Below are 20,911 nucleotides of genomic sequence, written 5' to 3' on the forward strand. Positions count from 1 at the left end.
GTGCATGTCGGAACACACTGTGACACCGGCACTTCGGATGTCGGGCATCGTCAAACGATTCGCCGGTGTCACCGCGCTGTCCGAGGTGAACCTGCGACTGTTCCCCGGCGAGATACACGCACTGGTCGGTGAGAACGGCGCGGGCAAATCCACCCTGATCAAGGTGCTCACCGGAATCCACGACGCCGACGCCGGGACCATCGAACTCGACGGTCGCCCAGTGCGATTCACCGGCCCGCAGCAGGCGCTGCGGGCCGGGGTGAGCACCGTCTATCAGGAGGTGAATCTGTGCCCGAATCTGTCGGTCGCGGAGAACATCTACATCGGACGGGAACCGCGGCGGTCCGGGTTGATCCGCTTCGCCGCTATGCGTCGCGATGCCGCCCGGCTGCTGGACAGACTGCATCTGAACATCGATGTGGCCGCTCAACTCGGCTCGTATTCGCTCGCGGTGCAACAACTTATCGCCATCGCGCGGGCGGTCGACCTGGATGCGAAGGTCCTCATCCTCGACGAGCCGACCTCGTCGCTGGATACCGGTGAGGTCGAGCAACTGTTCGCGGTGATGCGCAGACTCGCCGCGGAGGGCGTGGCCATCGCGTTCGTCACCCACTTCCTCGACCAGATCTTCGAGATCTGCGACCGAGCCACGGTGCTGCGCAACGGAACCCTGGTCGGTGAGTATCCGGTGGCGCAGCTGACCCAGAAGGATCTCATCGCGCACATGCTCGGTACCGCGCTGAGCACGCTCGACGAAATCGAACACGAGAAACCGGATACCGCGGTGGTGGCACTGCACGATCCGCTGTTGCAGGCCACCGGAATCGGCGGGCGCCGCAATTCCGTCGCGCCGTTCGATCTCACTGTCCGCGACGGCGAGGTGGTCGGATTGGCCGGACTGCTCGGCTCCGGCCGCACCGAGGTGGCGCGGCTGCTCTTCGGTGCCGACCGCGCGTCCACCGGGGATCTCCGCGTGTCCGGAACGCCGACAGCACTGCGTTCCCCACGCACCGCGATCGACCATCGGATCGCCTTCTGCCCCGAGGATCGCAAATCCCAGGGCCTGATCCTCGACCTGTCGGTGCGCGACAATATCGTGCTCGCGGTCCAAGCCGCGCGCGGCTGGGCCCGACCGCTGTCCGCGCGCAAGCGTGACGAGCTCGTCGCCGGGTACATCACGTCGCTGCGGATAGTCCCGGCCGATCCGGATACGCCGGTGAAATTCCTCAGTGGCGGCAACCAGCAGAAGGTGCTGCTGGCCCGCTGGCTGGCCACTCGGCCGAAACTGCTGATCCTCGACGAGCCGACCCGCGGCATCGATATCGGTGCCAAGGCGGAAATCCAGCGGCTGGTCATCTCGCTGTCCGAGGAGGGCATGTCGGTGCTGTTCATCTCCGCCGAACTCGAGGAAGTGCTGCGGCTGAGTCACAAGGTGGCGATCCTGCGCGATCGGCGGCTGGTCGCCGAACTGGTCAACGATGCCAGCTTGACCATGGACCGCCTCACCGAAACCATTGCGAGCGGGGCGATTTCATGACGATCCTCCGAAACCACCTGTTCTGGCCCGCGGCCGCACTCATCGCCCTGCTGATCGTCAACGTCGCGTTCACACCCGGCTTTCTCTCGATCCGCATCCAGGACGGACACCTCTACGGCAGCCTGATCGACATCCTGCGCTACGGCGCACCACTGGTGCTGATCTCGCTCGGCATGACGCTGGTCATCGCGACGCGCGGCATCGACCTGTCGGTCGGCACGGTCGTGGCGATCGCGGGCGCGCTGGCCTGCCTGCACATCAGCAATATGCCGGATCAGGCCGATGCCGGAGGCGTCGCCGTCGCCGTGCTGATCGCGCTCGGTGTGGCGGTCGTGCTCGGGTTGTGGAACGGGCTGCTGGTGGCGCGCTTCGGGATTCAGCCGATCGTGGCGACTTTGATCCTGATGGTGGCCGGACGCGGTGTCGCACAGCTGATTACCTCGGGACAGATCATCACGGTCAACAGTGCGCCGTACAAGGTCATCGGTGGTGGCTATCTGCTCGGGTTGCCGGTGCCCGTCCTGGTCGCCGCCGCTGTATTCGTCGGGCTGGCGGTGTTGTTGCGGCGCAGTGCGCTCGGGCTGCTGTTGGAGTCGGTGGGCGGTAATGCCGAGGCGGCACGTTTGGTCGGCATCCGGGCCGGTGGTCTGATCGTCGCCGTGTACGCGGTCTGTGCCTGCTGCGCGGCGATCGCGGGGCTGATGATCAGTTCGAATGTCTCTGCGGCGGATGGCAATAACGCCGGATTGTGGATCGAACTCGATGCGATTCTCGCGGTCGTCATCGGGGGTACCGCGCTGACCGGTGGGCGATTTCAGCTCGGCGGCACCGTGCTCGGTGCGCTGGTGATCCAGACGCTCACCACCACGATCTACACCGTAGGGGTGCCACCGGAGACGACGCTGGTTTCCAAGGCGGTCGTGGTCATCGCGGTGTGCCTGATCCAGTCACCGGCGTTCCGCGCCAAGGTATTTCGCCGTCGCCGCGCACCGATCCGCACCCCATCGACACCGACGGAGGCGACGATATGAACGCGCTGACCGAGGCCGTGGCCAAGTCCCCTGCGCTGCGCCGACCAACGATTCGCGGACACCACAGTCGATACATTCCGGTGCTGGCCACCGCCGCACTGTTCGCCGTCATCTACGGCGTCGGAGTGATCCGCTATCCGGCGTTCGGCTACCCGCAGGTTTTCGTGAACCTGTTCATAGACAACGCCTTTCTGCTCGTCCTCGCCGTCGGGACGACCTTCGTGATCCTCACCGGCGGCATCGATCTGTCGGTCGGTGCGGTGCTGGCCCTGTCCACCGTGGTATCGGCGTGGCTGGTGACCGTGCACGGGTGGCCGCCGCTGCTGGTCATGCCGCTGATGTTGGTCGGCGGCACGCTCTTCGGAGCGGCGATGGGCGCGGTCATCCACTATTTCGAGATCCAGCCGTTCATCGTGACGCTGGCCGGTATGTTCCTCGCGCGCGGGCTGGCGTATGTGATCAGCACGGATTCGATCACGATCACCGATCCGGTGTACACGGATCTGGCGCAGCGTCGATTCCGGCTCGGCGGGGATGTGTTCCTGACGGTGGGCATGCTCGTCGCGCTGGTGATCGTCGCCGCGGCCTTCGTCGTTCTGCACTACACCCGACTCGGTCGCACCGCGTATGCGATCGGCGGCAATGAACAGTCGGCGCTCATGATGGGGCTGCCGGTGGCCAGGACCAAGGTCGCCGTGTACGCGATCAGCGGCTTCTGTTCGGCACTCGCGGGCATCCTGTTCACGCTCTACACCCTGTCCGGCTGGAGCCTGCACGCCGTCGGCATGGAACTCGACGCCATCGCCGCCGTCGTCATCGGCGGCACCCTGCTCAGCGGCGGCTCCGGATTCGTCCTCGGCTCGGTACTCGGCGTGCTGACCCTCGGCGTGATCCAAACGATCATCAGCTTCGAAGGCACCCTGAGTTCCTGGTGGACCAAGATCTTCATCGGCGTCCTGCTACTCGCCTTCATCCTGCTGCAGCGCACCATCGGAACCCGCGACGGATGATGCCTCGAATGGGGTGTCGATGGGCGACTCGGCGGGCCAGGAACGGCGCGGTGATCGCCGGAGCCAGCACGAGCGGACTCGGAGTGGCCCGGCGTGGCTGGCCTACGGCGTCCACGCCACCGCTCTCGGCCGAGCCACCCGGGGAGAGCGCCGTCTGCGCCCAGGCCACGCCGATCGCGCTGAGGACGGTCCGAGCAGCGTGGTCGTCCCACTCGCACTTCACCGCACTCATAGCCGGAGCGCCCACCGGATCTGTCGTATGCGCTGGCCCAGCAGCACTTGCCGCGTGTTTGCGCAGATTTAACGCCCCCGCAAGTGATGCACAACAGGATCCGAACACTCTGGCACTACCGTGACTTCGCATCTTGGATCGACAGCGTCGTCCCCGAGTCATCAGCGACAACATGGGAGAGCGCATGACCATCACGGACCAGACGCACCTCGACGATCTCGCATGCCACGAACCGGGTGCCGCCCGGTCGACGGCGCCCGGCGCCAGCCAGCTGGGTGTCCGGATCACGACACCGGGCGAACAGTACGCGGCGAGCCCAGATCGTATGGCTACCATCGCGCCGGACGTCACGATCCCGCTGTCGAATGAATATCGGACGCCGCGGCAACTGAGTTCGCTCGACCTACAACTGCTCGACGGCGAATCGCCTAGTACGCCACTGCATGTCGGTGCGATCACCTTGCTGGAGCCCGCCGCCGAGCCGCTGACTGTCACCGCCGTGCGTCGGTTGATCGCCGATCGGCTGCCCATGCTCGCACCACTGCGGTGGCGATTGCGCACCGTCCCGCTCGGCCTCGACCTGCCGTATTGGGAGGATTGCGCCCAGATCGATCTCGGATATCACGTCCGTGAAACGCGCCTGCCCCACCAAGCGACCGAAGTACAACTGGCCGAGCTCGTTTCCCGCATGCACGCGATACCGCTGGACCGAACCCGCCCGCTCTGGGAATGCCGACTGATCTCGGGACTGCCCGACGGGCGCCAAGCGCTCTACACCAAGGTGCACCACGCGGTGATCGACGGCGTATCGGCGGCGGAAATCATGGCGGCGCTGCTCGATGTCACGGCCGAACCACACTCGGTGCCGGTCCCCGCCGACGGCGTTCGCCTGCACCGCACCCCCGGCACCGCCGAAATGCTCGTTCGCAGTGTCCCGAACGCCCTCACCCGCCAGTCCGACCGCGTGCGATCGTCGATGCACATGGGTCCCACGCTGCTGCGCGCGCTTGCCGATATCGGGAAGAAGCATCCCGCGGTGCCGTTCAATGGCCCCACCACCGCGAATCGGAGTTTCGCCTATACCTCGCTTTCGCTGGACGAGGTCAAGGTGGTGAAGAACAGCTTCGGCGGTACCGTCAACGATGTCGTCATGACCCTGTGCACCTCGGCACTGCGCCGATGGCTCATCGAACACGACGCACCGGCCGACCGGCCACTGCTGGCCGCCGTCCCGGCCTCCGTCCGCACCGCCGAACAACTCGGCACCGCCGGAAACCAGTTCTCGATCATGCTGTGCGAGTTGCCGATCGACGAACCCGAACCACAGCACCGGATGAAACTCCTGCACAGCAACCTGCTCGAGGTGAAACAACGGTTCCGGTCCAACTCGCCGACCGTTCTGCATGAGGCCACATCGATGATCCCGCCGCTACTGCACGGCCTGGCCACCCGCACGCTGCTGCGGGTCTCGGCGTCGGCGCTACCGCTGGCCAATGTGATCATCTCCAATGTGGCGGGGCCACAGTTCCCGCTCTACGCCGCGGGCAGCCGAGTGAGCGCGAGCTACCCGGTCTCGGTGCTCACCGAACTCTCCGGCGGCCTCAACATCACCGTCATGTCCTACGACGGGCACCTCGACTTCGGCATCCTCGCCTGCCCCGACGCGGTGCCCGATGTGTGGGATATCGCCGATTACCTACGCGATGCCCTCGCGGAGCTGCTCGATTAATACGCGGGGTGCGGCGCGACCACTAACATTGCGGCATGTCCACTCCGCACCTCGAGCGGCCCGACCTCCCCGAGTACATGACCTGGGAGGAACTGGAACGACTTCCCGAAGAGATAGCCGACCAGATCGAGCTGTGGAACGGTCGCGTGGTCTGGCTTCGCCGGGGCCCAGGTGAACACCAGGTGTTCATGCGCCGATTGACCAACGCTTTCGAACGTTGCGCACGCGAAGACATGTCGGCGCGTACCGCACATTGCTGGCGCGCCAACCTCGAGACCAACGTCTTCTTCGGGACGACCGGGAAGTCGGACTTCGTGACGCCCGATTTCCTTGTACACCGCTGTCTCGAATCCCCTTACCAGGACGTCCGCGCGAGTGACGTACTGCTCGTCGGCGAGGTGTTGTCCCCGTCCAATACCCAGTACGATATGGAAGCGAAGAAAGGCCGCTACGCCAGCGCGGGAATTCCTTGGTACTGGGAGGTCACTTTGGCCCGCGAGGCCAGCGCCATCGCGGTAGTTCGCGCGTACGCCCTCGAGACCGCGCACGGCAGTCTCCCGGAAGGCGTCCACCCCCTGCGCCCGGCCAATTACCTTCTCATCGACGAGTGGACCCACGACAACCCCAACGGCATCGACTTCGACTTCCCGTTCCCGATCACCATTCCCTGGACCGAACTCGAATACTGATCGTCATCAGCGGAGGGATCCAGCCGGACGACCCCTCGTTCGGCTGGCGCCGCGGATCGTCGCCCGTGTCCCACCGACGGCACGGTGCGGCAACAATTGAATCCGACGTCAGTTTCAATTAGTGTCGGAGCCGTACGGAGCTCGATCCGCTCCCCACCGAGGTCGGTGTTCCTGACGAACGCCCCGGTCAGCGCGCTTGAACATGGAGGTTTCTGGTCGTGAAGAGCCGAGAGGTACATCTGGTGGCCCGGCCCACCGGCGAACCCGCACCATCCGACTTCCGGATGGTGACCACGGATGTTCCGGATCCCGGCAGCGGGCAGTTGCTGGTTCGCAACGATTGGATGTCCGTCGATCCCTATATGCGCAACCGCATGAACGACGTGAAGTCCTACATTCCCCCGTTCCGGCTCGACAAGCCTATGGACGGCGGGGCGGTAGGCACTGTCGTCGCCTCGGGCGTACCGGGAATCGAAGTCGGCGCGACCGTGCTGCACGATCTCGGCTGGCGAGAGTACGCGCTGCTGGAGGCGGGGCAGGCGCGCGTGGTCGACACCGCGCTTGCCCCGGGCGAGGCCTACCTCGGCCCGCTCGGCATCCCAGGGCTGACGGCGTATGTGGGGCTGAAGGAAATCGCGCCGGTCCGGCCGGGTGATGTCGTATTCATCTCGGGTGCTGCGGGCGCCGTCGGTCTGGCCGCGTGCCGGGTGGCCAGGCACTTCGGCGCGTCCAAGATCATCGGCTCGGCCGGAGGTCCGGAGAAGGCACGGCGGCTGGTCGAGGAGTTCGGCTATGACGCCGCGATCGACTATCGGGCGGGCAACCTCGGGAAACGGTTGCACGAGGCCGCCCCGGACGGCATCGATGTCTACTTCGACAATGTCGGCGGCGACCATTTGCAGGCGGCGATCGCCTCGATGCACGACTACGGGCGAATCGCCCTGTGCGGAGCCGTTGCCGGGTACAACGCCGAAACTCCGCCGCCCGGCCCGAAGAATCTGGCGCTGGCGGTGGTTCGCCGACTCTCGTTGCGCGGCTTCATCGTTACCGACCACCCGGAACTCGCGACGGAGTACGCGGCGCTCGCGGCGGACTGGGTGCGTGACGGCAGTCTCCGCGTCCCCACCACGGTGCTGACCGGTATCGATAGCGCCGTCGACGCCTTCCTCGGCCTGCTGCGCGGTGCCAATACCGGCAAGATGCTGGTCCGGCTGAATGCCGAGGCGAACTGATGCGCGTGCAGAACACGGTCGCGATCGTCACCGGCGCCGCGGGCGGCATCGGTGCGGCCATCGCGCAACGCCTGCTCGAGCACGGCGCCCGGGTCCTGATCACCGACCGTGACGCGGACCGGCTCGCGGCGACGACACGGCAATTGGCCGAGGCATTTCCCGGCGCGGTGTCCGGACAGGCCGGTGACGCCGCATCCGAATCCGACCTGCGCAAGCTCATCGACACGGCCACAACAGAATTCGGCCCGGTCGACATCTTCTTCGCGAACGCCGGTGTCGGCGGCGGCCCCGGCTTGGACGCCACCGACGCGCAGTGGGAACAAGCACTCGAGGTCAACACCCTCGCGCACGTGCGGGCGGCGCGCTTACTCGTCCCCGGCTGGCTGGAGCGCGGTAGCGGCTACTTCGTGAGCACCGCATCGGCGGCGGGACTGCTCACCCAGATCGGTTCGGCCACCTACACCGTCTCCAAGCACGCGGCGGTCGGGTTCGCCGAATGGCTGGCGGTGACCTACGGGGATCTGGGTGTGCGGGTCAGCTGTCTGTGCCCGATGGGTGTCGATACCGCCCTGCTCACCGGACTCGGCACAGACGGCGGATCCGACGGCGACCTGGCCACCCGGGCCGTCACCGGAGCCGGGGCGGTGCTGGCTCCCCTCGATGTGGCCGATCGGGTGATCGAGGCGATCGAGGCCGAGCGTTTCCTCGTGCTACCACACGAGGAGGTCCGAGAATTCCTGCAACGCAAGGCTTCCGACCACGACCGGTGGATCGCGGGCATGCAGCGGTATCGGAGATCGCTGTCATGAGTGGGCGCACGGCCGTGCTGTTCGATTTCGGCGGCGTGCTCACCACCGCCGTACTGGCCGCCTTCGCCGAGTTCGGCGCGGAGATCGGCGACCCGCGGCTGCCGCTGCGACTGCTCGCGCGCGATCCGGAAAGCAGTGCGCTGCTGGTGGATCACGAGGAGGGCCGCATCGGTCAGCGTGAATTCGAGGTCGGGTTCGCGCGGCGGCTGCGCGCGCACGGCGCCGAAATCGACGATGCGGGCCTTATCGATCGCATCCAGTCCCGGCTGCATCCCGACCCGGAGATGATCGAGCTGGTCGCCGGTGTCCGCGCGGCGGGCTATCGCGTCGGCCTGCTGTCGAATTCGCTCGGCGACGACTGCTACGCGGGCTTCGACCTACCAGCCATGTTCGACGCGGTGACCATCTCGGCGGAGATCGGCACCCGCAAACCGTCGCGCCGGGCCTATCTCGTCGGCTGCGAACGGCTCGGTGTCGCGCCCGAGCAGACCATCATGGTCGACGACCTCGAGCAGAACATCACCGCGGCCGAACTGCTCGGACTCGGCGGCATCGTGCACCGCGACGCCGCATCGACAGCCGCCATGTTGTGGCCCGCGCTACAAACGCCCAGCTGACCCACCCACCTTGCGGCGCAGTCTCTTTCGACCGCTCGCACCAACGATCGGAGCCTCGATGGACCTGTTCGGCACGTCCGAGCGCAGCCAGCGGTACCAACGCGATCTGCGCGCCTTCATGGACGAATGCGTATACCCGGCCGAGTCGGAATACGAAAAGCAGGTGGCGGCATCCGGCGATCCGCACCACCATCCGCAGATCGTCGAGGATCTCAAGACGGAGGCTCGCGCCCGCGGTCTGTGGAATCTGTTCCATCCGCATCCCGAATGGGGTCCGGGCCTGACCAATCTGGAATACGCCCCGCTGGCCGAGATCATGGGCCGCAGTCCGCATCTGGCGCCGGAGGCGTGCAACTGTTCGGCGCCCGACACCGGCAATATGGAAGTGTTCACCCTCTTCGGCACCCAGGAGCACAAGGAGCGCTGGCTGGAGCCGCTGCTGAACGGCACCATCCGCTCCGCCTTCGCCATGACCGAGCCCGCCGTCGCCAGTTCCGACGCCACCAATATCCAGCTGAGCATGACGCGCGACGGCGACCACTATCTGCTCAACGGTCGGAAGTGGTTCGCCTCCAACGCATTACACAAGAACTGCAAGGTGCTCATCGTGATGGGCAAGACCGATCCGGATGCGCCCAAGCACCGGCAGCAGTCGATGATGGTCGTTCCCATCGATGCGCCGGGTGTCACGATCATGCGCAATCTGCCGGTCTTCGGCTACGCCGACCGCGAGGGCCACGCCGAGATCGATTTCACCGACGTGCGGGTTCCGGTCACGGACGTATTGAAGGGCGAGGGTGAGGGTTTCGCGATCAGCCAGGCCCGGCTCGGACCGGGCCGAATCCACCATTGCATGCGCGCCATCGGTATGGCCGAACGCGCACTGGAGCTGATGTGCGCACGCGCCGAATCGCGAATCACCTTCGGGCAGAAGCTGAGTGAGCGCGCCAATATCCAGGACTGGATCGCCGAGGCACGCATCGATATCGAGCAGGCGCGGCTGCTGACGCTCAAGGCCGCCTGGATGATGGATACCGTCGGCAATAAGGCGGCCCAGGTCGAGATCGCCGCGATCAAGATCGCCGCACCGGAGATGGCGCTGCGGATCGTGGACCGGGCCATCCAGGTGCACGGCGGCGCCGGAGTCACCGACGATTTCCCGCTCGCCAGCATGTACGCGCACCTGCGCACCTTGCGTCTGGCCGACGGACCGGACGAAGTACACAAACGAGCCATCGCGCGCGCCGAACTCGGTAAGTTCAGGGCCGGGGCGTAGGGACGGACAGGAACGAATGCAGACAAGTAACGGGCTCATTCAGCCCACCGCGGACGCGACCGGCTTCGATATCGATGCGGCCGCGTTCGCGGACTGGGTGTCCTCGCTCGGTTCGACGTGTACTACCCCGGTGCGGGCCGAACGGGTCGGGATCGGCCAGTCCAATCTGACCTTCCTGATCACCGACGCGGACGGGCGGCGTTGGGTATTGCGCCGTCCGCCGCTCGGCCACCTGCTGGCGTCCGCGCATGATGTGGCGCGGGAGGCTCGCGTCATGGCGGCGCTCGCGCCCACCGATGTCCCGGTGCCGCGGGTCCACGATGTCCGGCAGGAGGGCGAAATCTCGCTCGTGCTGATGGAATTCATCGACGGACTGGTCATCGACGGAGTCGAGACCGCCGAAGGACTCAGCCTCGACCTGCGCCGCAGCGCCGGGCTGTCGCTGGTGCGGACGCTGGCCCGCATCCATGCCGTCGATCTGGAAGCCACGGCACTGAACGATCTGGCCAGTCACAAGCCGTATGCGGAGCGACAGCTCAAACGATGGTCGGCACAGTGGGAGAAGTCGAAGACACGGGACCTGCCGCTGCTGGACCGCCTCACCGAGCGGCTCCGCGCCGCCGTTCCCGAACAGCGCGAACTCGCGCTCGTGCACGGCGATTACAACCTCCGCAATGTGATCACCACACCGGAGACGGGCGCGATCGCCGCCGTGCTCGACTGGGAGCTGTGCACCCTCGGCGATCCGCTGGCCGATATCGGCAGTCTGCTCGCCTACTGGCCGATGCCCGGCGAAGCGGCCATTCCGGGCACGGAAATGTGCCTGCTCCCGGGTTTTCCGTCCCGCGCCGAACTGGTCGAGGAGTATCTCGCGATCACCGGACGCGATCGGCGGGCGCTCGGGTTCTGGCATGCGCTCGGCCTGTGGAAGCTCGCGGTCATCGCCGAGGGTGTGTACCGCCGCACGCTCGACGACCCCCGCAACCGTGCCGCAGCGGGCATTCCGACTACCGATCTGGTCGACGGGCTCGCCGAAACCGCCGATCGAATCGCCACCGAAGCCGGGTTCTGAGACGAAACGGCCTGCCTCCCGATACTGCCAGGGAGACAGGCCGTTTCGCGTATTCGCTCGAACGAATAGCCGCCGGATACAGGAGTCCGGCGGCTACTTCTGTCAGGGCACGAGCACCGACAGCGCTTCGGCGATACAGGCGGGCTTGTCGCCACCCTCGCGTTCGATGGTCACCAGAGCCGTCACCTGAACCCCCGCTCTGGTCGGCTCGAGCTTCACCAGTTCCACTCCCGCCCGCACCCGACTACCCGACGGCACCGGCGACGGGAAGCGAACCTTGTTGCTGCCGTAGTTGATTCCCATCTTCAGCCCGTCGACGCGATACACCTGCGACACCAGCAGCGGCAGTAGCGACAGGGTCAGATAGCCGTGGGCGATGGTGGTGCCGAACGGTCCCTGCGCGGCCCGCTCCGGATCGACGTGAATCCACTGCCGGTCACCGGTCGCCTCGGCGAACAGATCGATCTGCTCCTGGGTCACGGTGTGCCATTCGCTGTAGCCGAGATGGGTACCGACGGCCTGCTCGAGTTCACCGATTCCATTGAATACCTTCATATTCGCGCCTCAGACCGTCGGCGCGCCGGCAACGTAGAGCACCTGGCCGGTGACATACGACGCGCCCTCGCTGACGAAGAACGACACCGTGTGCGCGATATCCTCGGGCTTGCCGACGCGTCCCACCGGAATCCGCGCCACCAGGGTCTTGCTGAACTCCTCGAACGAAACACCCATGCGCTCGGCGGTAGCGGCGGTCATCTCGGTTTCGATGAATCCCGGCGCGACCGCGTTCACCGTCACGCCGAATTTGCCGAGTTCGATCGCGAGAGTCTTGGTGAATCCCTGCAATCCGGCCTTGGCCGCGGCGTAGTTGGCCTGGCCGCGATTCCCGAGCGCCGAAGTGCTGGAGAGATTGACGATGCGGCCCCAGCCCGCATCGGTCATATACTTCTGCACCGCGCGGCTCATCAGGAAGGATCCGCGCAGGTGCACGCCCATGACCGCGTCCCAGTCGTCGACGCTCATCTTGTACAGCATGTTGTCGCGGATGATGCCCGCATTGTTCACCAGGACGGTCGGCGCGCCCAGTTCCGCGGCGACCCGCTCGACCGCCGAAGCCACGGCTTGTTCGTCGGCGACGTTCGCGCCCACCGCGAGTGCCCGGCCACCGGCCGATTCGATCTCGGCGACAACGGTTTTGCAAGCCTGCTCGTCGAGATCCAGGACGGCTACCGCGAATCCGTCCGCCGCCAGCCGCTTTGCGACGGACGCACCGATTCCGCGCGCTGCGCCGGTCACGATGGCGGTACGGGTTGTCTCACTGCTCATTACGGTTCTCCCTTGTCGAATTCGATTGGCACCGTTCACGGTTCGAAAACCACACGGCCGACGGTCTTGCCGTCGGCGAGGCGCTGCAGTCCAGCAGCCACGTCATCCAGCGAAAGCGGCTCGCCGATCAAGGGTTTCACCGAACCCCGCTCGGCCAGCCCGGTCAACTCCAGATGGCAATCGCGTACCGCCTGCGGATCCTTGGCGCGGTACAGGCCCCAGTGCAGGCCGAGGATCGAATAGTTCTTCACCAGTGCGTGATTCAGTGCGGTGGACTGGATCTGCCCGCCCGCGAAACCGACCACCAGGATGCGTCCCTCGAAGGCGATGCACTTGGTGGACCGCTGATACACCTCACCACCGACCGGGTCGTACACCACATCCGCACCGCGACCGTCGGTCGCGTCCCGCACGACCGAGACAAAATCCTCTGCGCTGCGATCCACCACGATATCGGCACCGAGTGCCCGTGCGACCTCGGCCTTGGCCGCGCTGCCGACCACCCCGATCACCCGGGCTCCGGCCGCCTTACCCAATTGCACTGCCGCACTACCGACGCCACCGGCCGCCGCATGTACCAGGAGCGTCTCCCCTGCCCGCAGACCCGCGCGCCGATGCAGTCCGAACCAGCCCGTCTGGTAGCCGATGAAGAGGGCGGCGGCCTCGGCGTCGTCGAGCGACGCGGGAGCGGGAAAGACATCCGCGGCGTCCATGACCGCCAGTTCCGCGAACCCGCCCCAGGGCAGCGCCGTACTGCCGAGCACCCGGTCACCGAGCGCGATGCCGTCGACGTCGGCACCGACCGCGACCACCTCACCGCACAGTTCCACCCCGGGAGTGAACGGGAGTTCCGGCTTGATCTGGTACTCGCCCCGGCACATCAGCACGTCCGGGAAGTTCGCGGCCGCGGCGCGGGTCCGCACCACAACCTGGCCGGGACCCGGCTCGGGCTGCTCCAGTTCGACCAGGCGCAATACCTGCGCCGGTTCGCCCAATTCCGTTACCCGCCAAGCCTTCACGCCACGCCTCCAGTCAGGGTGACACCGCCGTCGACGACGATCAGCTGGCCGGTCAACCACGCCGCGTCCTCGGAGAGCAGGAAGGCGGCGACACTGCCGATGTCCTCGGGTACACCCAGCCGCTTGAGCGGATACGCCGAGGCGACCTGCTCCTCGCGGCCGTCATAGAGCGCGGTGGCGAATTGGGTCTTGACCACGGCGGGCGCGATCGCGTTCACCCGGATCGACGGGCCGAGTTCGACCGCGAGTTCCTGGGTGATGTGCACCAGCATCGCCTTGGTCGCCCCGTAGAACCCGATACCGGGCGCGGGCTTGATTCCGGCCACCGACGCGACATTGACCACCGAGCCGCCGTGCTCGCCCAGCCATGCCTTGTGCGCCTGCTGCACCCAGGAGATCGCCGCGAGGCAGTTCACCTCGAAGACTTTACGGGCCGCGGCCAGGTCGAGCTCGACCATCGGCCCGTACACCGGGTTGATACCGGCATTGTTGACCAGGAAGTCGACCGAACCGAAGGTCTCCAGCGTGCGCTCGATGGCCTCGGTCTGATGTTCGACGTCATCGGCTCGTCCCGCGACGGCGATGGCGTGCTCGGGTCCGCCGAGTTCGGCGACCACCGCGTCCAGCGCGTCCTTTTTGCGGGCGGTCACACAGACCCGCGCACCGTCGGCAACCAGCCGCTGCGCGATGGCCAGCCCGATACCGCGGCTGGCTCCGGTGACAATCGCCGTCTTTCCGTCGAAACGACCCATTATGTAAGCCTCTCCTGATGCCCGACCTGCGTGACCCAGACTCACCGAACTTGATTCCGACGTCAAGTTCAGAAGTTGCTCCGCGTCAGGTGATACAGGTCACAGCGTCTTGCTCAGGGCGCTTCTTTCAACTGAAGAGCGTTGAACCACAACTGATTCAGCGTTTTCACCAGCTTTTCGAAGGACACCTTCCTGCCCTCGACGAATACGAAATACGCCATTCGGCTCACCATGCTCGACAAGGCCAGCGACGTGACCTCGGCGTCCAACTCGGCGTCCACCAGACCACGATCCTGCAGATTCCGGATCATCTCGGCATTGCGATCGACGAAGGCCAGGGCACGCTCGAAGCGCAGCACCCGGAACTTCTCATCGATCTTCGACACCTGCTCGAGCACGGCCATCAGCCGTGCATTGCGCCGATACGACAGCAGATATTCGCGATTCGCGGCGGCGATCAGTTCGCGCGGGTCATCGATGCCGACCCGCTCCCGAATGTGCGGGTGCAGCATTTCCTCGCGCACCTGCTCGACGACCGCGGCGAACACCTCTTCCTTGCTGTCGAAATAGGTGTAGAACGATCCAGAGGCGACCCCGGCGGCCTTGGAGATATCACTGATCCTGGCGTCGAGGAAGCCGTCGCGTTCGAACACCTCACGCGCCGCGGTCACCAGCGCGGACCTGGTGCGCATGCCACGCTTACTCCGTGGGGGCACCCGACCGGGCTGGTCCTCGGTGGCTTCCTGGGCGTTCACTGCCTCACTCGCTGTCGTCCGGCTCGCTGACGTGGTGGATCGTAACAGCGCCCGCCGCTCCCGCGACCCCACGACGTCGCTGGGCAACCCGTATCGGCACAACATCTATTGAACATGACGCCAAATTCAAGTAGCGTCCGACCCACTGACGTGGCCTGGGTCACATCAGTTCTCGCCCACTCATGAAACTGGAGCAAGCCATGCCTGCGAATCCGGCTTCCCCAACCGCATCGGATCAGCCGACCAATGTCGCCGACCGGTGCTGGCAGCACGCCGCCGAACGCCCCGATGCCATCGCGCTGCTCACCGCGGACACAAAGCTCAGCTACGGCGAATTGGCCAGGCGCAGTGCGGCTTACGGTGGTCTGCTGCGCGAATCCGGCATCGCCACGGGCGATCGGGTACTGCTGGTGGCGCCCACCGTCGGAGAATTCGTCGTCGCATATCTGGGCGCGCAGCTCATCGGCGCCATCGCCATCACCATGAACACCATGGCTACCGCGCCCGAAATCGGGTACGTGCTGGACGACTCCGGTGCGCGGATCGTCATCGCATGGCACGGCGCGCAGGAGGCCGCACGCCAAGCGGCCGCCGAACGAAATCTGCCATTGGTCGTGCTCGCGCCGGGCGCGCATGCCGAAACGGCCCAGCCCGTGGACGAACCGGTGCGCCGACGCGCCGACGACACCGCCGTGCTGCTCTATACCTCCGGAACCACCGGCAAACCGAAGGGCGTCGAACTCACCGTCGCCAACCTGACCGAGACCGCTCGAATCTTCACCGATCAGCTGCAACTCGGCCCGGACGATCGTTTCGGCACCGGACTGCCGCTGTTCCATGTCTACGGGCAGGCGGTATGTCTGCTCACCGCACTGCATGCGGGCGCATCCTTCGCCATGGTGACGCCCTTCGAACCCCGGGCCATGATCGCGATGATCCGCGATCAGCGGCTCACCCACGTCGCCGGTGTGCCGACCATGTGGAATGCCATGCTGCACGCGGCCGGTGACTACGGCACGGCCGATTTCGCGAGCCTGCGGCTGGCGGCATCCGGCGGGGCGTCGCTGCCCGGTGAGGTGATCCGGGCCTTCTCGGAACGCTTCGGCTGCACCATCCTCGGGGGTTATGGCCTCACCGAATCCACCGGTGCGGCTACCTACAACCCGCTGAATCGCGAACAGCGGGTGGGTTCGGTCGGCGCCGCGCTGCCCGGGACATCGATCGAGGTTCGCGATCCCGACGGAAAAATACTGCCCCCAGACACCGTCGGCGAGATCTTCCTGCGCGGCCCCAGCATCATGAAGGGGTACTGGAACCGGCCCGACGCCACCGCCGCCGATTTGTCCGATGGCTGGTTGAAGAGCGGCGATCTGGGCCGCGTCGACGCCGATGGCTATGTCTACATCGTCGACCGCGCAAAGGATCTCATCATTCGCGGCGGATACAACGTCTATCCGCGCGAGGTCGAAGAAGTGCTGTACGAGCATCCGGACGTCGTCGAAGTCGCGGTGATCGGTATTCCGGACGATCACTACGGCGAGGAGGTCGGCGCGGTCGTCGCCGCCACACCCGGGGTCGAACTCGATCCGGCGGATCTGCGGTCCTGGGCCAAGGAGCGGCTCTCCGCGTACAAGGTGCCGCATCGCTTCGCCTTCACCGACCAGCTACCCAAGGGCGCCACCGGCAAGATCCTCAAACGCGCTCTCGATCCGAACCTCTTCACAGACAAGGCGAGCCGATGACCGCAATCCCCACCGCGACCGGAACCGTCGACTCCGCCGAACTCGGCCGCGTCCTGGTGCACGAGCACGTCTTCGTACTCGGCGAGGAATTCCGGCAGAATTACGCCGACTGGGACGAGGACGCCCGGGTCGACGATGCCGTAAAGCAACTCGACGAGTTGAAATCCCTCGGCATCGACACCATCCTCGACCCGACCGTGCTCGGGCTGGGCCGCTATCTGCCGCGCATCCAGAAGATCGCGGCCAGAACGGATTTGCGGATCATCGTCGCCACCGGCATCTACACCTACAACGATGTGCCCTTCCAGTTCCACTACACCGGGCCGGGTCTGCTGTTCGACCGCCCGGAGCCGATGGTGGAAATGTTCGTCAAGGACCTCACGGAGGGCATCGCCGATACCGGTGTGCGCGCCGGATTCCTCAAGTGCGCCATCGAGGAACCCGGACTGACGCCCGGCGTCGAACGGGTCATGCGCGCGGTCGGGCAGGCATCGGCGCAGACGGGTGCGCCGATCACCGTACACACCAACCCGCACACCCGGTCCGGGCTGGTGGCACAGCGGGTGCTGGCCGAGGAAGGCACGGACCTGAGTCGCGTGGTGATCGGCCACTCCGGCGACACCACCGACATTGATTACCTCACCGAACTCGCCGACGCTGGATCGCTGCTCGGCATGGATCGATTCGGGCTCGATGTCCTGCTGCCGTTCGAGGATCGGATCGACACCATCGTCGAACTGGTGCGCCGCGGCTACCTGGACAAGGTCGTTATCGCACACGACGCCGCGTGCCACATCGACTGGTTCGATCCGGAGGCCAAAGCACAGGTGGCGCCGCGGTGGAACTACCGGCACATCAGTGAAGATGTGATTCCGGCGCTGATAGCGCGGGGACTCACCGACGACGATATCGACGCGATTCTGGTGCGCAATCCGCGCCGGTACTTCGAGAAGTGATCCGAATAGATACCGGAGCAACGCCGTTGACTGCCGTCTCCCCGCGTAGTGCCCATCTGACGTTCCGCGCACTCGAGCCGATACACGGGGTGATCTACTTCACCCCGCACGGCCCGGATGCCTACCGCGAGTTGGGCATTACGGATCCGCGCATGATGTACTTCGCGTCCCGGTCCGCGGCATTCGGACCGGTGCCCGCCGATGTCACCATCGCCACGTTCTTCAATTTCAATCCGGCCGCGGTGCGGGCCGTCATCCCGGCCGCATGGGAAATCGCCTCTCCCGCAGATGTTTTCCGAGCTCGGATGCATGCGGTCGATCGGTCGCTTCGGCAGGCGTGGGGCGATGACATCGCCGGCCCCGAGGTCGGTGCGGCCGCCGACCTTGCCCGGCAAGCGGCCGAGCGTGCTTGCGAACGCCCGCAGGGCCGTCCGCTGTTCGCGGCGCATGCGGCGCTGCCATGGCCCGACGAACCGCATCTGGTGCTGTGGCATGCACAGACACTGCTGCGGGAGTACCGCGGCGACGGACACGTCGCCATGCTGCTGACGGAGGGCCTGGACGGAATCGAGGCATTGATCACGCACAGCGCGACCGGTGAGATATTGCCGGAAGTGTTGCGCGCCAGCCGATCCTGGAGCGAGGCGGACTGGGCCGACGGTGTGCGACGGCTTCGTGAGCGTGGATGGTTGGTGGACGATTCCCTCGCGCTGAGTGAGCACGGCGCCGAGCGTCGCCGCGCGATCGAGAGCCGGACCGACGAACTCTCGATCTATCCGTACGAAGCTATCGGCGAAGCCGGATGTGCGCGCCTGCGGGCGCTCGCTTCGCCGTTGGCGATTCGGGTGATCGAAGGTGGCCTCGGCTTCCCGCAGCTGCTGTCCGCACGCTATCGGCAGGTGGTCGGGTAGGCGTTTCAGCCGACGCCGCGGGCGAAATCGATCAGCGCGGCGCTGACTTCGGCGGCACGCTCCTGTTGAATCCAGTGTCCGGCTCCGTCCAGAACAATGGACGCCCGCAGATCGGACAGTATGTGAGCCATCTTGGCGATCGGGGTGAAGCGGATGACGGCATCCTCCGATCCGGCGATGAACAGCGCGGGCTGATGGATCTTCGCATCGGCCAGGTGGGCGCTCTGTTCCCAGTTGCGGTCGAGGTTGCGGTAGTAGTTGAGGCCGCCGGTGAAGCCCGTGGCCGTGAAGCTCTCTATGTAGTGACCGAGTTCCTGCTCGCTCAGCCAGGCCGGAGCCGCCATCTCGGAACCGTTGCCGCTCAACATATCCCGGGCACTGACGACATCGTCCTGGAGCAGGGTGCGACGCACATTCGACGCGAGCTCCGCGTCCGCGCGACCTGGTTCCTGGAACCAACACATATAGAAGTCGTCGCCGAGCCGCGACCGCAGTATCGGTATCGGCGGCGCGACCGACCGCGGTGTGGCCGGAACGCTCAACCCCGCAACGGCCCGCACCCGCTCCGGATGCCGAAGGGCCAACTGCCACACCACCGACGCACCCCAGTCATGGCCGACGAAAATCGCATCCTCGACACCGACCTCATCGAGCAGTCCCACGAGATCCGCGCACAGCGTGGCCATGTCGTAGTCCTCGATCCGACTCGGCCGGGAGCTGCCACCATATCCACGCATATCCGGCGTCAACGTCCGGAACCCCGCCTCGGCAAGCGCGAAAACCTGATACCGCCAAGAGAATCCGAGTTCCGGAAAACCGTGACAGAACACCACAACAGGCCCGTCGCCATGCTCGACGACCCGCAACTCGATCCCATTGGTCGCGACCTGGCGACTATTGAGCCCCAGCCACTCGTCCAGCAGATTACGTGAGTCCACGGGTCACCTCGTCTACCACGGCAATATAGGTCGCCACCGTATTCGATTCTGACGTCGAGTTCAACTTTCGGCCCATGCGAGTCGGCCATCTAGAGCGTGTCTGATAATGCTCGGGTCAGGCGATCACGGCGTTTGAGGGCGACGGCTGCGCGGTGATGGTCTAGTGGGCAGACTTGCGACCTCGACGAGGTCTGGCAACACACCCTGAGTGGGTCGATCGGCCGTCAGCTCTTCTTCAGCTCCTGGGCGAGCATCACGATGATGTCGCTGGGACCGCGGACGTAGGTGAGCTTGTAGACGTCCTCATAGATCGCCACGCCACGAAGCGGACGGCAGCCGTGCCTCGCCGCTATCTCGAGGGCTTCGTCGATGTCATCGACTGAGAACGCGACGCGGTGCATGCCGATCTCGTTGGGACGAGTGGGCTCCGACTCGATCGCTTCGGGATGGATGTACTCGAAGAGCTCGAGGCGACCATGACCGTCTGGCGTCTGGAGCATCGCAATGTTTGCGTGGTTGCCATCAAGGCCGACGGCAGTGTCGGTCCACTCGCCGCTGACCGTGTCACGGCCGACGACGGTGAGACCAAGGTCGGTGAAGAACGCGATCGTTGCTTCGAGGTCGCGAACGGCGATGCCGACGTTCTCGAGTTTGATGGCCATGCGTTGCATGCTACCGAGCCGGGCCGATCAGGTCTGGTGGCGAGCTGGGACTCGTTCGAACACCCTCCGCCAACTCCTGGGCGGACTCCTGACCCGCCACTCCGGTTCGCTGTAGGAAGTCGGCGATCACCTCGAGTTCGGCCTCGGAGTAGCGGGAGCAGAGTTCATCCATGCGGTTGTTCATGCCGGAGAACAGCTCGAATAGTTCGGAATTCCGTTCGCGCACAGGGTGCAAGGTGACCGCGCGGCGATCCGTGGAGTCCGGATCCCGTTCGCGGACGATCCATCCACCCTTCTGCAGACGATCCAGGATTCCGGTCATGGTCGCGGGGTGCAGTCCGGCGCGGCGCGCCAACGCCGTCGGGGACATCGGGCCGTGCCGGTTGATCAGGTCGAGACAAGTCCAGTCGACGTCCTTGAGTTCGACCCGGACACCGAAACGGCGATTGAGCAGGGACAGCTGAATATTCAAGTCACGCAACGCTTCCCGCACGTCGGCCGTCAACCGCCGACGGCTGCGCGTCGAAGTACGACCCGTTACTGAACTCATTCCGCCACCTCGCCTACGTTTATACGGTTTTCGTATCATACGTAGGCGAGGGGCAGATACGACTCG

The 20,911-nt window shown here is 65.6% G+C and carries 21 protein-coding genes; 13 read left to right on the forward strand and 8 right to left on the reverse strand.

Annotated features, from left to right (window positions below; translation table 11 throughout):
* The first annotated feature begins 4 nt into the window (after positions 1 to 4).
* The 10 genes from ACQP1T_RS29200 to ACQP1T_RS29245 all read left to right on the forward strand — a co-directional run bounded on the left by ACQP1T_RS29200 (position 5) and on the right by ACQP1T_RS29245 (position 11,234).
* Positions 5 to 1,537 (forward strand): sugar ABC transporter ATP-binding protein, encoded by a 1,533-nt coding sequence (locus ACQP1T_RS29200; protein ID WP_433756243.1) that lies wholly within the window; start codon positions 5 to 7, stop codon positions 1,535 to 1,537.
* Complete coding sequence (locus ACQP1T_RS29205) at positions 1,534 to 2,568, forward strand: ABC transporter permease (protein ID WP_433756244.1); 1,035 nt, start codon at positions 1,534 to 1,536, stop codon at positions 2,566 to 2,568. Before ACQP1T_RS29200 ends, ACQP1T_RS29205 begins: the two co-directional genes overlap by 4 nt.
* A complete protein-coding gene (gene yjfF, locus ACQP1T_RS29210) occupies positions 2,565 to 3,578 on the forward strand; it encodes a galactofuranose ABC transporter, permease protein YjfF (RefSeq protein WP_433756245.1) in 1,014 nt (337 codons plus the stop codon). The genes ACQP1T_RS29205 and yjfF overlap by 4 nt, the downstream gene beginning before the upstream one ends.
* Before the next feature lie 416 nt (positions 3,579 to 3,994).
* Complete coding sequence (locus ACQP1T_RS29215) at positions 3,995 to 5,539, forward strand: WS/DGAT/MGAT family O-acyltransferase (RefSeq protein WP_433756246.1); 1,545 nt, start codon at positions 3,995 to 3,997, stop codon at positions 5,537 to 5,539.
* A gap of 35 nt (positions 5,540 to 5,574) precedes the next feature.
* A complete protein-coding gene (locus tag ACQP1T_RS29220) occupies positions 5,575 to 6,228 on the forward strand; it encodes a Uma2 family endonuclease (RefSeq protein ID WP_433756247.1) in 654 nt (217 codons plus the stop codon).
* 218 nt (positions 6,229 to 6,446) lie between these two features.
* Positions 6,447 to 7,460: an NADP-dependent oxidoreductase gene (locus tag ACQP1T_RS29225; RefSeq protein WP_433756248.1), complete on the forward strand. Its 1,014-nt coding sequence runs from the start codon at positions 6,447 to 6,449 to the stop codon at positions 7,458 to 7,460.
* On the forward strand, positions 7,460 to 8,269 hold the full coding sequence (locus tag ACQP1T_RS29230) for an SDR family oxidoreductase (RefSeq protein ID WP_433756249.1): 810 nt from the start codon (positions 7,460 to 7,462) through the stop codon (positions 8,267 to 8,269). Before ACQP1T_RS29225 ends, ACQP1T_RS29230 begins: the two co-directional genes overlap by 1 nt.
* On the forward strand, positions 8,266 to 8,886 hold the full coding sequence (locus tag ACQP1T_RS29235; RefSeq protein ID WP_433756250.1) for an HAD family hydrolase: 621 nt from the start codon (positions 8,266 to 8,268) through the stop codon (positions 8,884 to 8,886). The genes ACQP1T_RS29230 and ACQP1T_RS29235 overlap by 4 nt, the downstream gene beginning before the upstream one ends.
* A gap of 58 nt (positions 8,887 to 8,944) precedes the next feature.
* Positions 8,945 to 10,162, forward strand: coding sequence for an acyl-CoA dehydrogenase family protein (locus ACQP1T_RS29240; protein WP_433756251.1), 1,218 nt, complete (start codon positions 8,945 to 8,947; stop codon positions 10,160 to 10,162).
* 16 nt (positions 10,163 to 10,178) lie between these two features.
* Complete coding sequence (locus tag ACQP1T_RS29245) at positions 10,179 to 11,234, forward strand: phosphotransferase family protein (RefSeq protein ID WP_433756252.1); 1,056 nt, start codon at positions 10,179 to 10,181, stop codon at positions 11,232 to 11,234.
* Between the two features lie 102 nt (positions 11,235 to 11,336).
* Here the strand turns inward: ACQP1T_RS29245 and ACQP1T_RS29250 are convergent, their stop codons facing one another.
* The 5 genes from ACQP1T_RS29250 to ACQP1T_RS29270 all read right to left on the reverse strand — a co-directional run bounded on the left by ACQP1T_RS29250 (position 11,337) and on the right by ACQP1T_RS29270 (position 15,023).
* On the reverse strand, positions 11,337 to 11,789 hold the full coding sequence (locus ACQP1T_RS29250) for a MaoC family dehydratase (protein ID WP_433756253.1): 453 nt from the start codon (positions 11,787 to 11,789) through the stop codon (positions 11,337 to 11,339).
* 9 nt (positions 11,790 to 11,798) lie between these two features.
* A complete protein-coding gene (fabG, locus tag ACQP1T_RS29255) occupies positions 11,799 to 12,560 on the reverse strand; it encodes a 3-oxoacyl-ACP reductase FabG (protein ID WP_433756254.1) in 762 nt (253 codons plus the stop codon).
* Between the two features lie 35 nt (positions 12,561 to 12,595).
* Complete coding sequence (locus tag ACQP1T_RS29260; RefSeq protein WP_433756255.1) at positions 12,596 to 13,579, reverse strand: NADPH:quinone oxidoreductase family protein; 984 nt, start codon at positions 13,577 to 13,579, stop codon at positions 12,596 to 12,598.
* Positions 13,576 to 14,334, reverse strand: coding sequence for an SDR family oxidoreductase (locus ACQP1T_RS29265; protein WP_433762413.1), 759 nt, complete (start codon positions 14,332 to 14,334; stop codon positions 13,576 to 13,578). The genes ACQP1T_RS29260 and ACQP1T_RS29265 overlap by 4 nt, the downstream gene beginning before the upstream one ends.
* A gap of 110 nt (positions 14,335 to 14,444) precedes the next feature.
* A complete protein-coding gene (locus ACQP1T_RS29270; RefSeq protein ID WP_433756256.1) occupies positions 14,445 to 15,023 on the reverse strand; it encodes a TetR/AcrR family transcriptional regulator in 579 nt (192 codons plus the stop codon).
* Between the two features lie 263 nt (positions 15,024 to 15,286).
* Between ACQP1T_RS29270 and ACQP1T_RS29275 the strand changes: the two genes are divergently transcribed.
* The 3 genes from ACQP1T_RS29275 to ACQP1T_RS29285 are packed head-to-tail and all read left to right on the forward strand — an operon-like array spanning position 15,287 to position 18,695.
* Positions 15,287 to 16,828, forward strand: a complete 1,542-nt coding sequence (locus tag ACQP1T_RS29275) for a long-chain-fatty-acid--CoA ligase (protein ID WP_433756257.1) — start codon at positions 15,287 to 15,289, stop codon at positions 16,826 to 16,828.
* Positions 16,825 to 17,784: a phosphotriesterase family protein gene (locus tag ACQP1T_RS29280; protein ID WP_433756258.1), complete on the forward strand. Its 960-nt coding sequence runs from the start codon at positions 16,825 to 16,827 to the stop codon at positions 17,782 to 17,784. The genes ACQP1T_RS29275 and ACQP1T_RS29280 overlap by 4 nt, the downstream gene beginning before the upstream one ends.
* A 26-nt stretch (positions 17,785 to 17,810) precedes the next feature.
* The gene (locus tag ACQP1T_RS29285) at positions 17,811 to 18,695 is read left to right on the forward strand and encodes an SCO6745 family protein (RefSeq protein WP_433756259.1); all 885 of its coding nucleotides are present in this window, start codon (positions 17,811 to 17,813) and stop codon (positions 18,693 to 18,695) included.
* 5 nt (positions 18,696 to 18,700) lie between these two features.
* On the opposite strand, the gene ACQP1T_RS29290 is transcribed toward ACQP1T_RS29285, so the two are convergent.
* The 3 genes from ACQP1T_RS29290 to ACQP1T_RS29300 all read right to left on the reverse strand — a co-directional run bounded on the left by ACQP1T_RS29290 (position 18,701) and on the right by ACQP1T_RS29300 (position 20,845).
* On the reverse strand, positions 18,701 to 19,633 hold the full coding sequence (locus tag ACQP1T_RS29290; protein WP_433756260.1) for an alpha/beta fold hydrolase: 933 nt from the start codon (positions 19,631 to 19,633) through the stop codon (positions 18,701 to 18,703).
* A 224-nt stretch (positions 19,634 to 19,857) separates the two neighbouring features.
* Positions 19,858 to 20,295 (reverse strand): VOC family protein, encoded by a 438-nt coding sequence (locus ACQP1T_RS29295; protein ID WP_433756261.1) that lies wholly within the window; start codon positions 20,293 to 20,295, stop codon positions 19,858 to 19,860.
* Positions 20,296 to 20,305: 10 nt separating this feature from the next.
* Positions 20,306 to 20,845: a MarR family transcriptional regulator gene (locus ACQP1T_RS29300; protein ID WP_433756262.1), complete on the reverse strand. Its 540-nt coding sequence runs from the start codon at positions 20,843 to 20,845 to the stop codon at positions 20,306 to 20,308.
* Positions 20,846 to 20,911 lie beyond the last annotated feature (66 nt).

It is taken from the genome of Nocardia sp. CA-135398, assembly GCF_050955845.1.
GTDB lineage: Bacteria > Actinomycetota > Actinomycetes > Mycobacteriales > Mycobacteriaceae > Nocardia.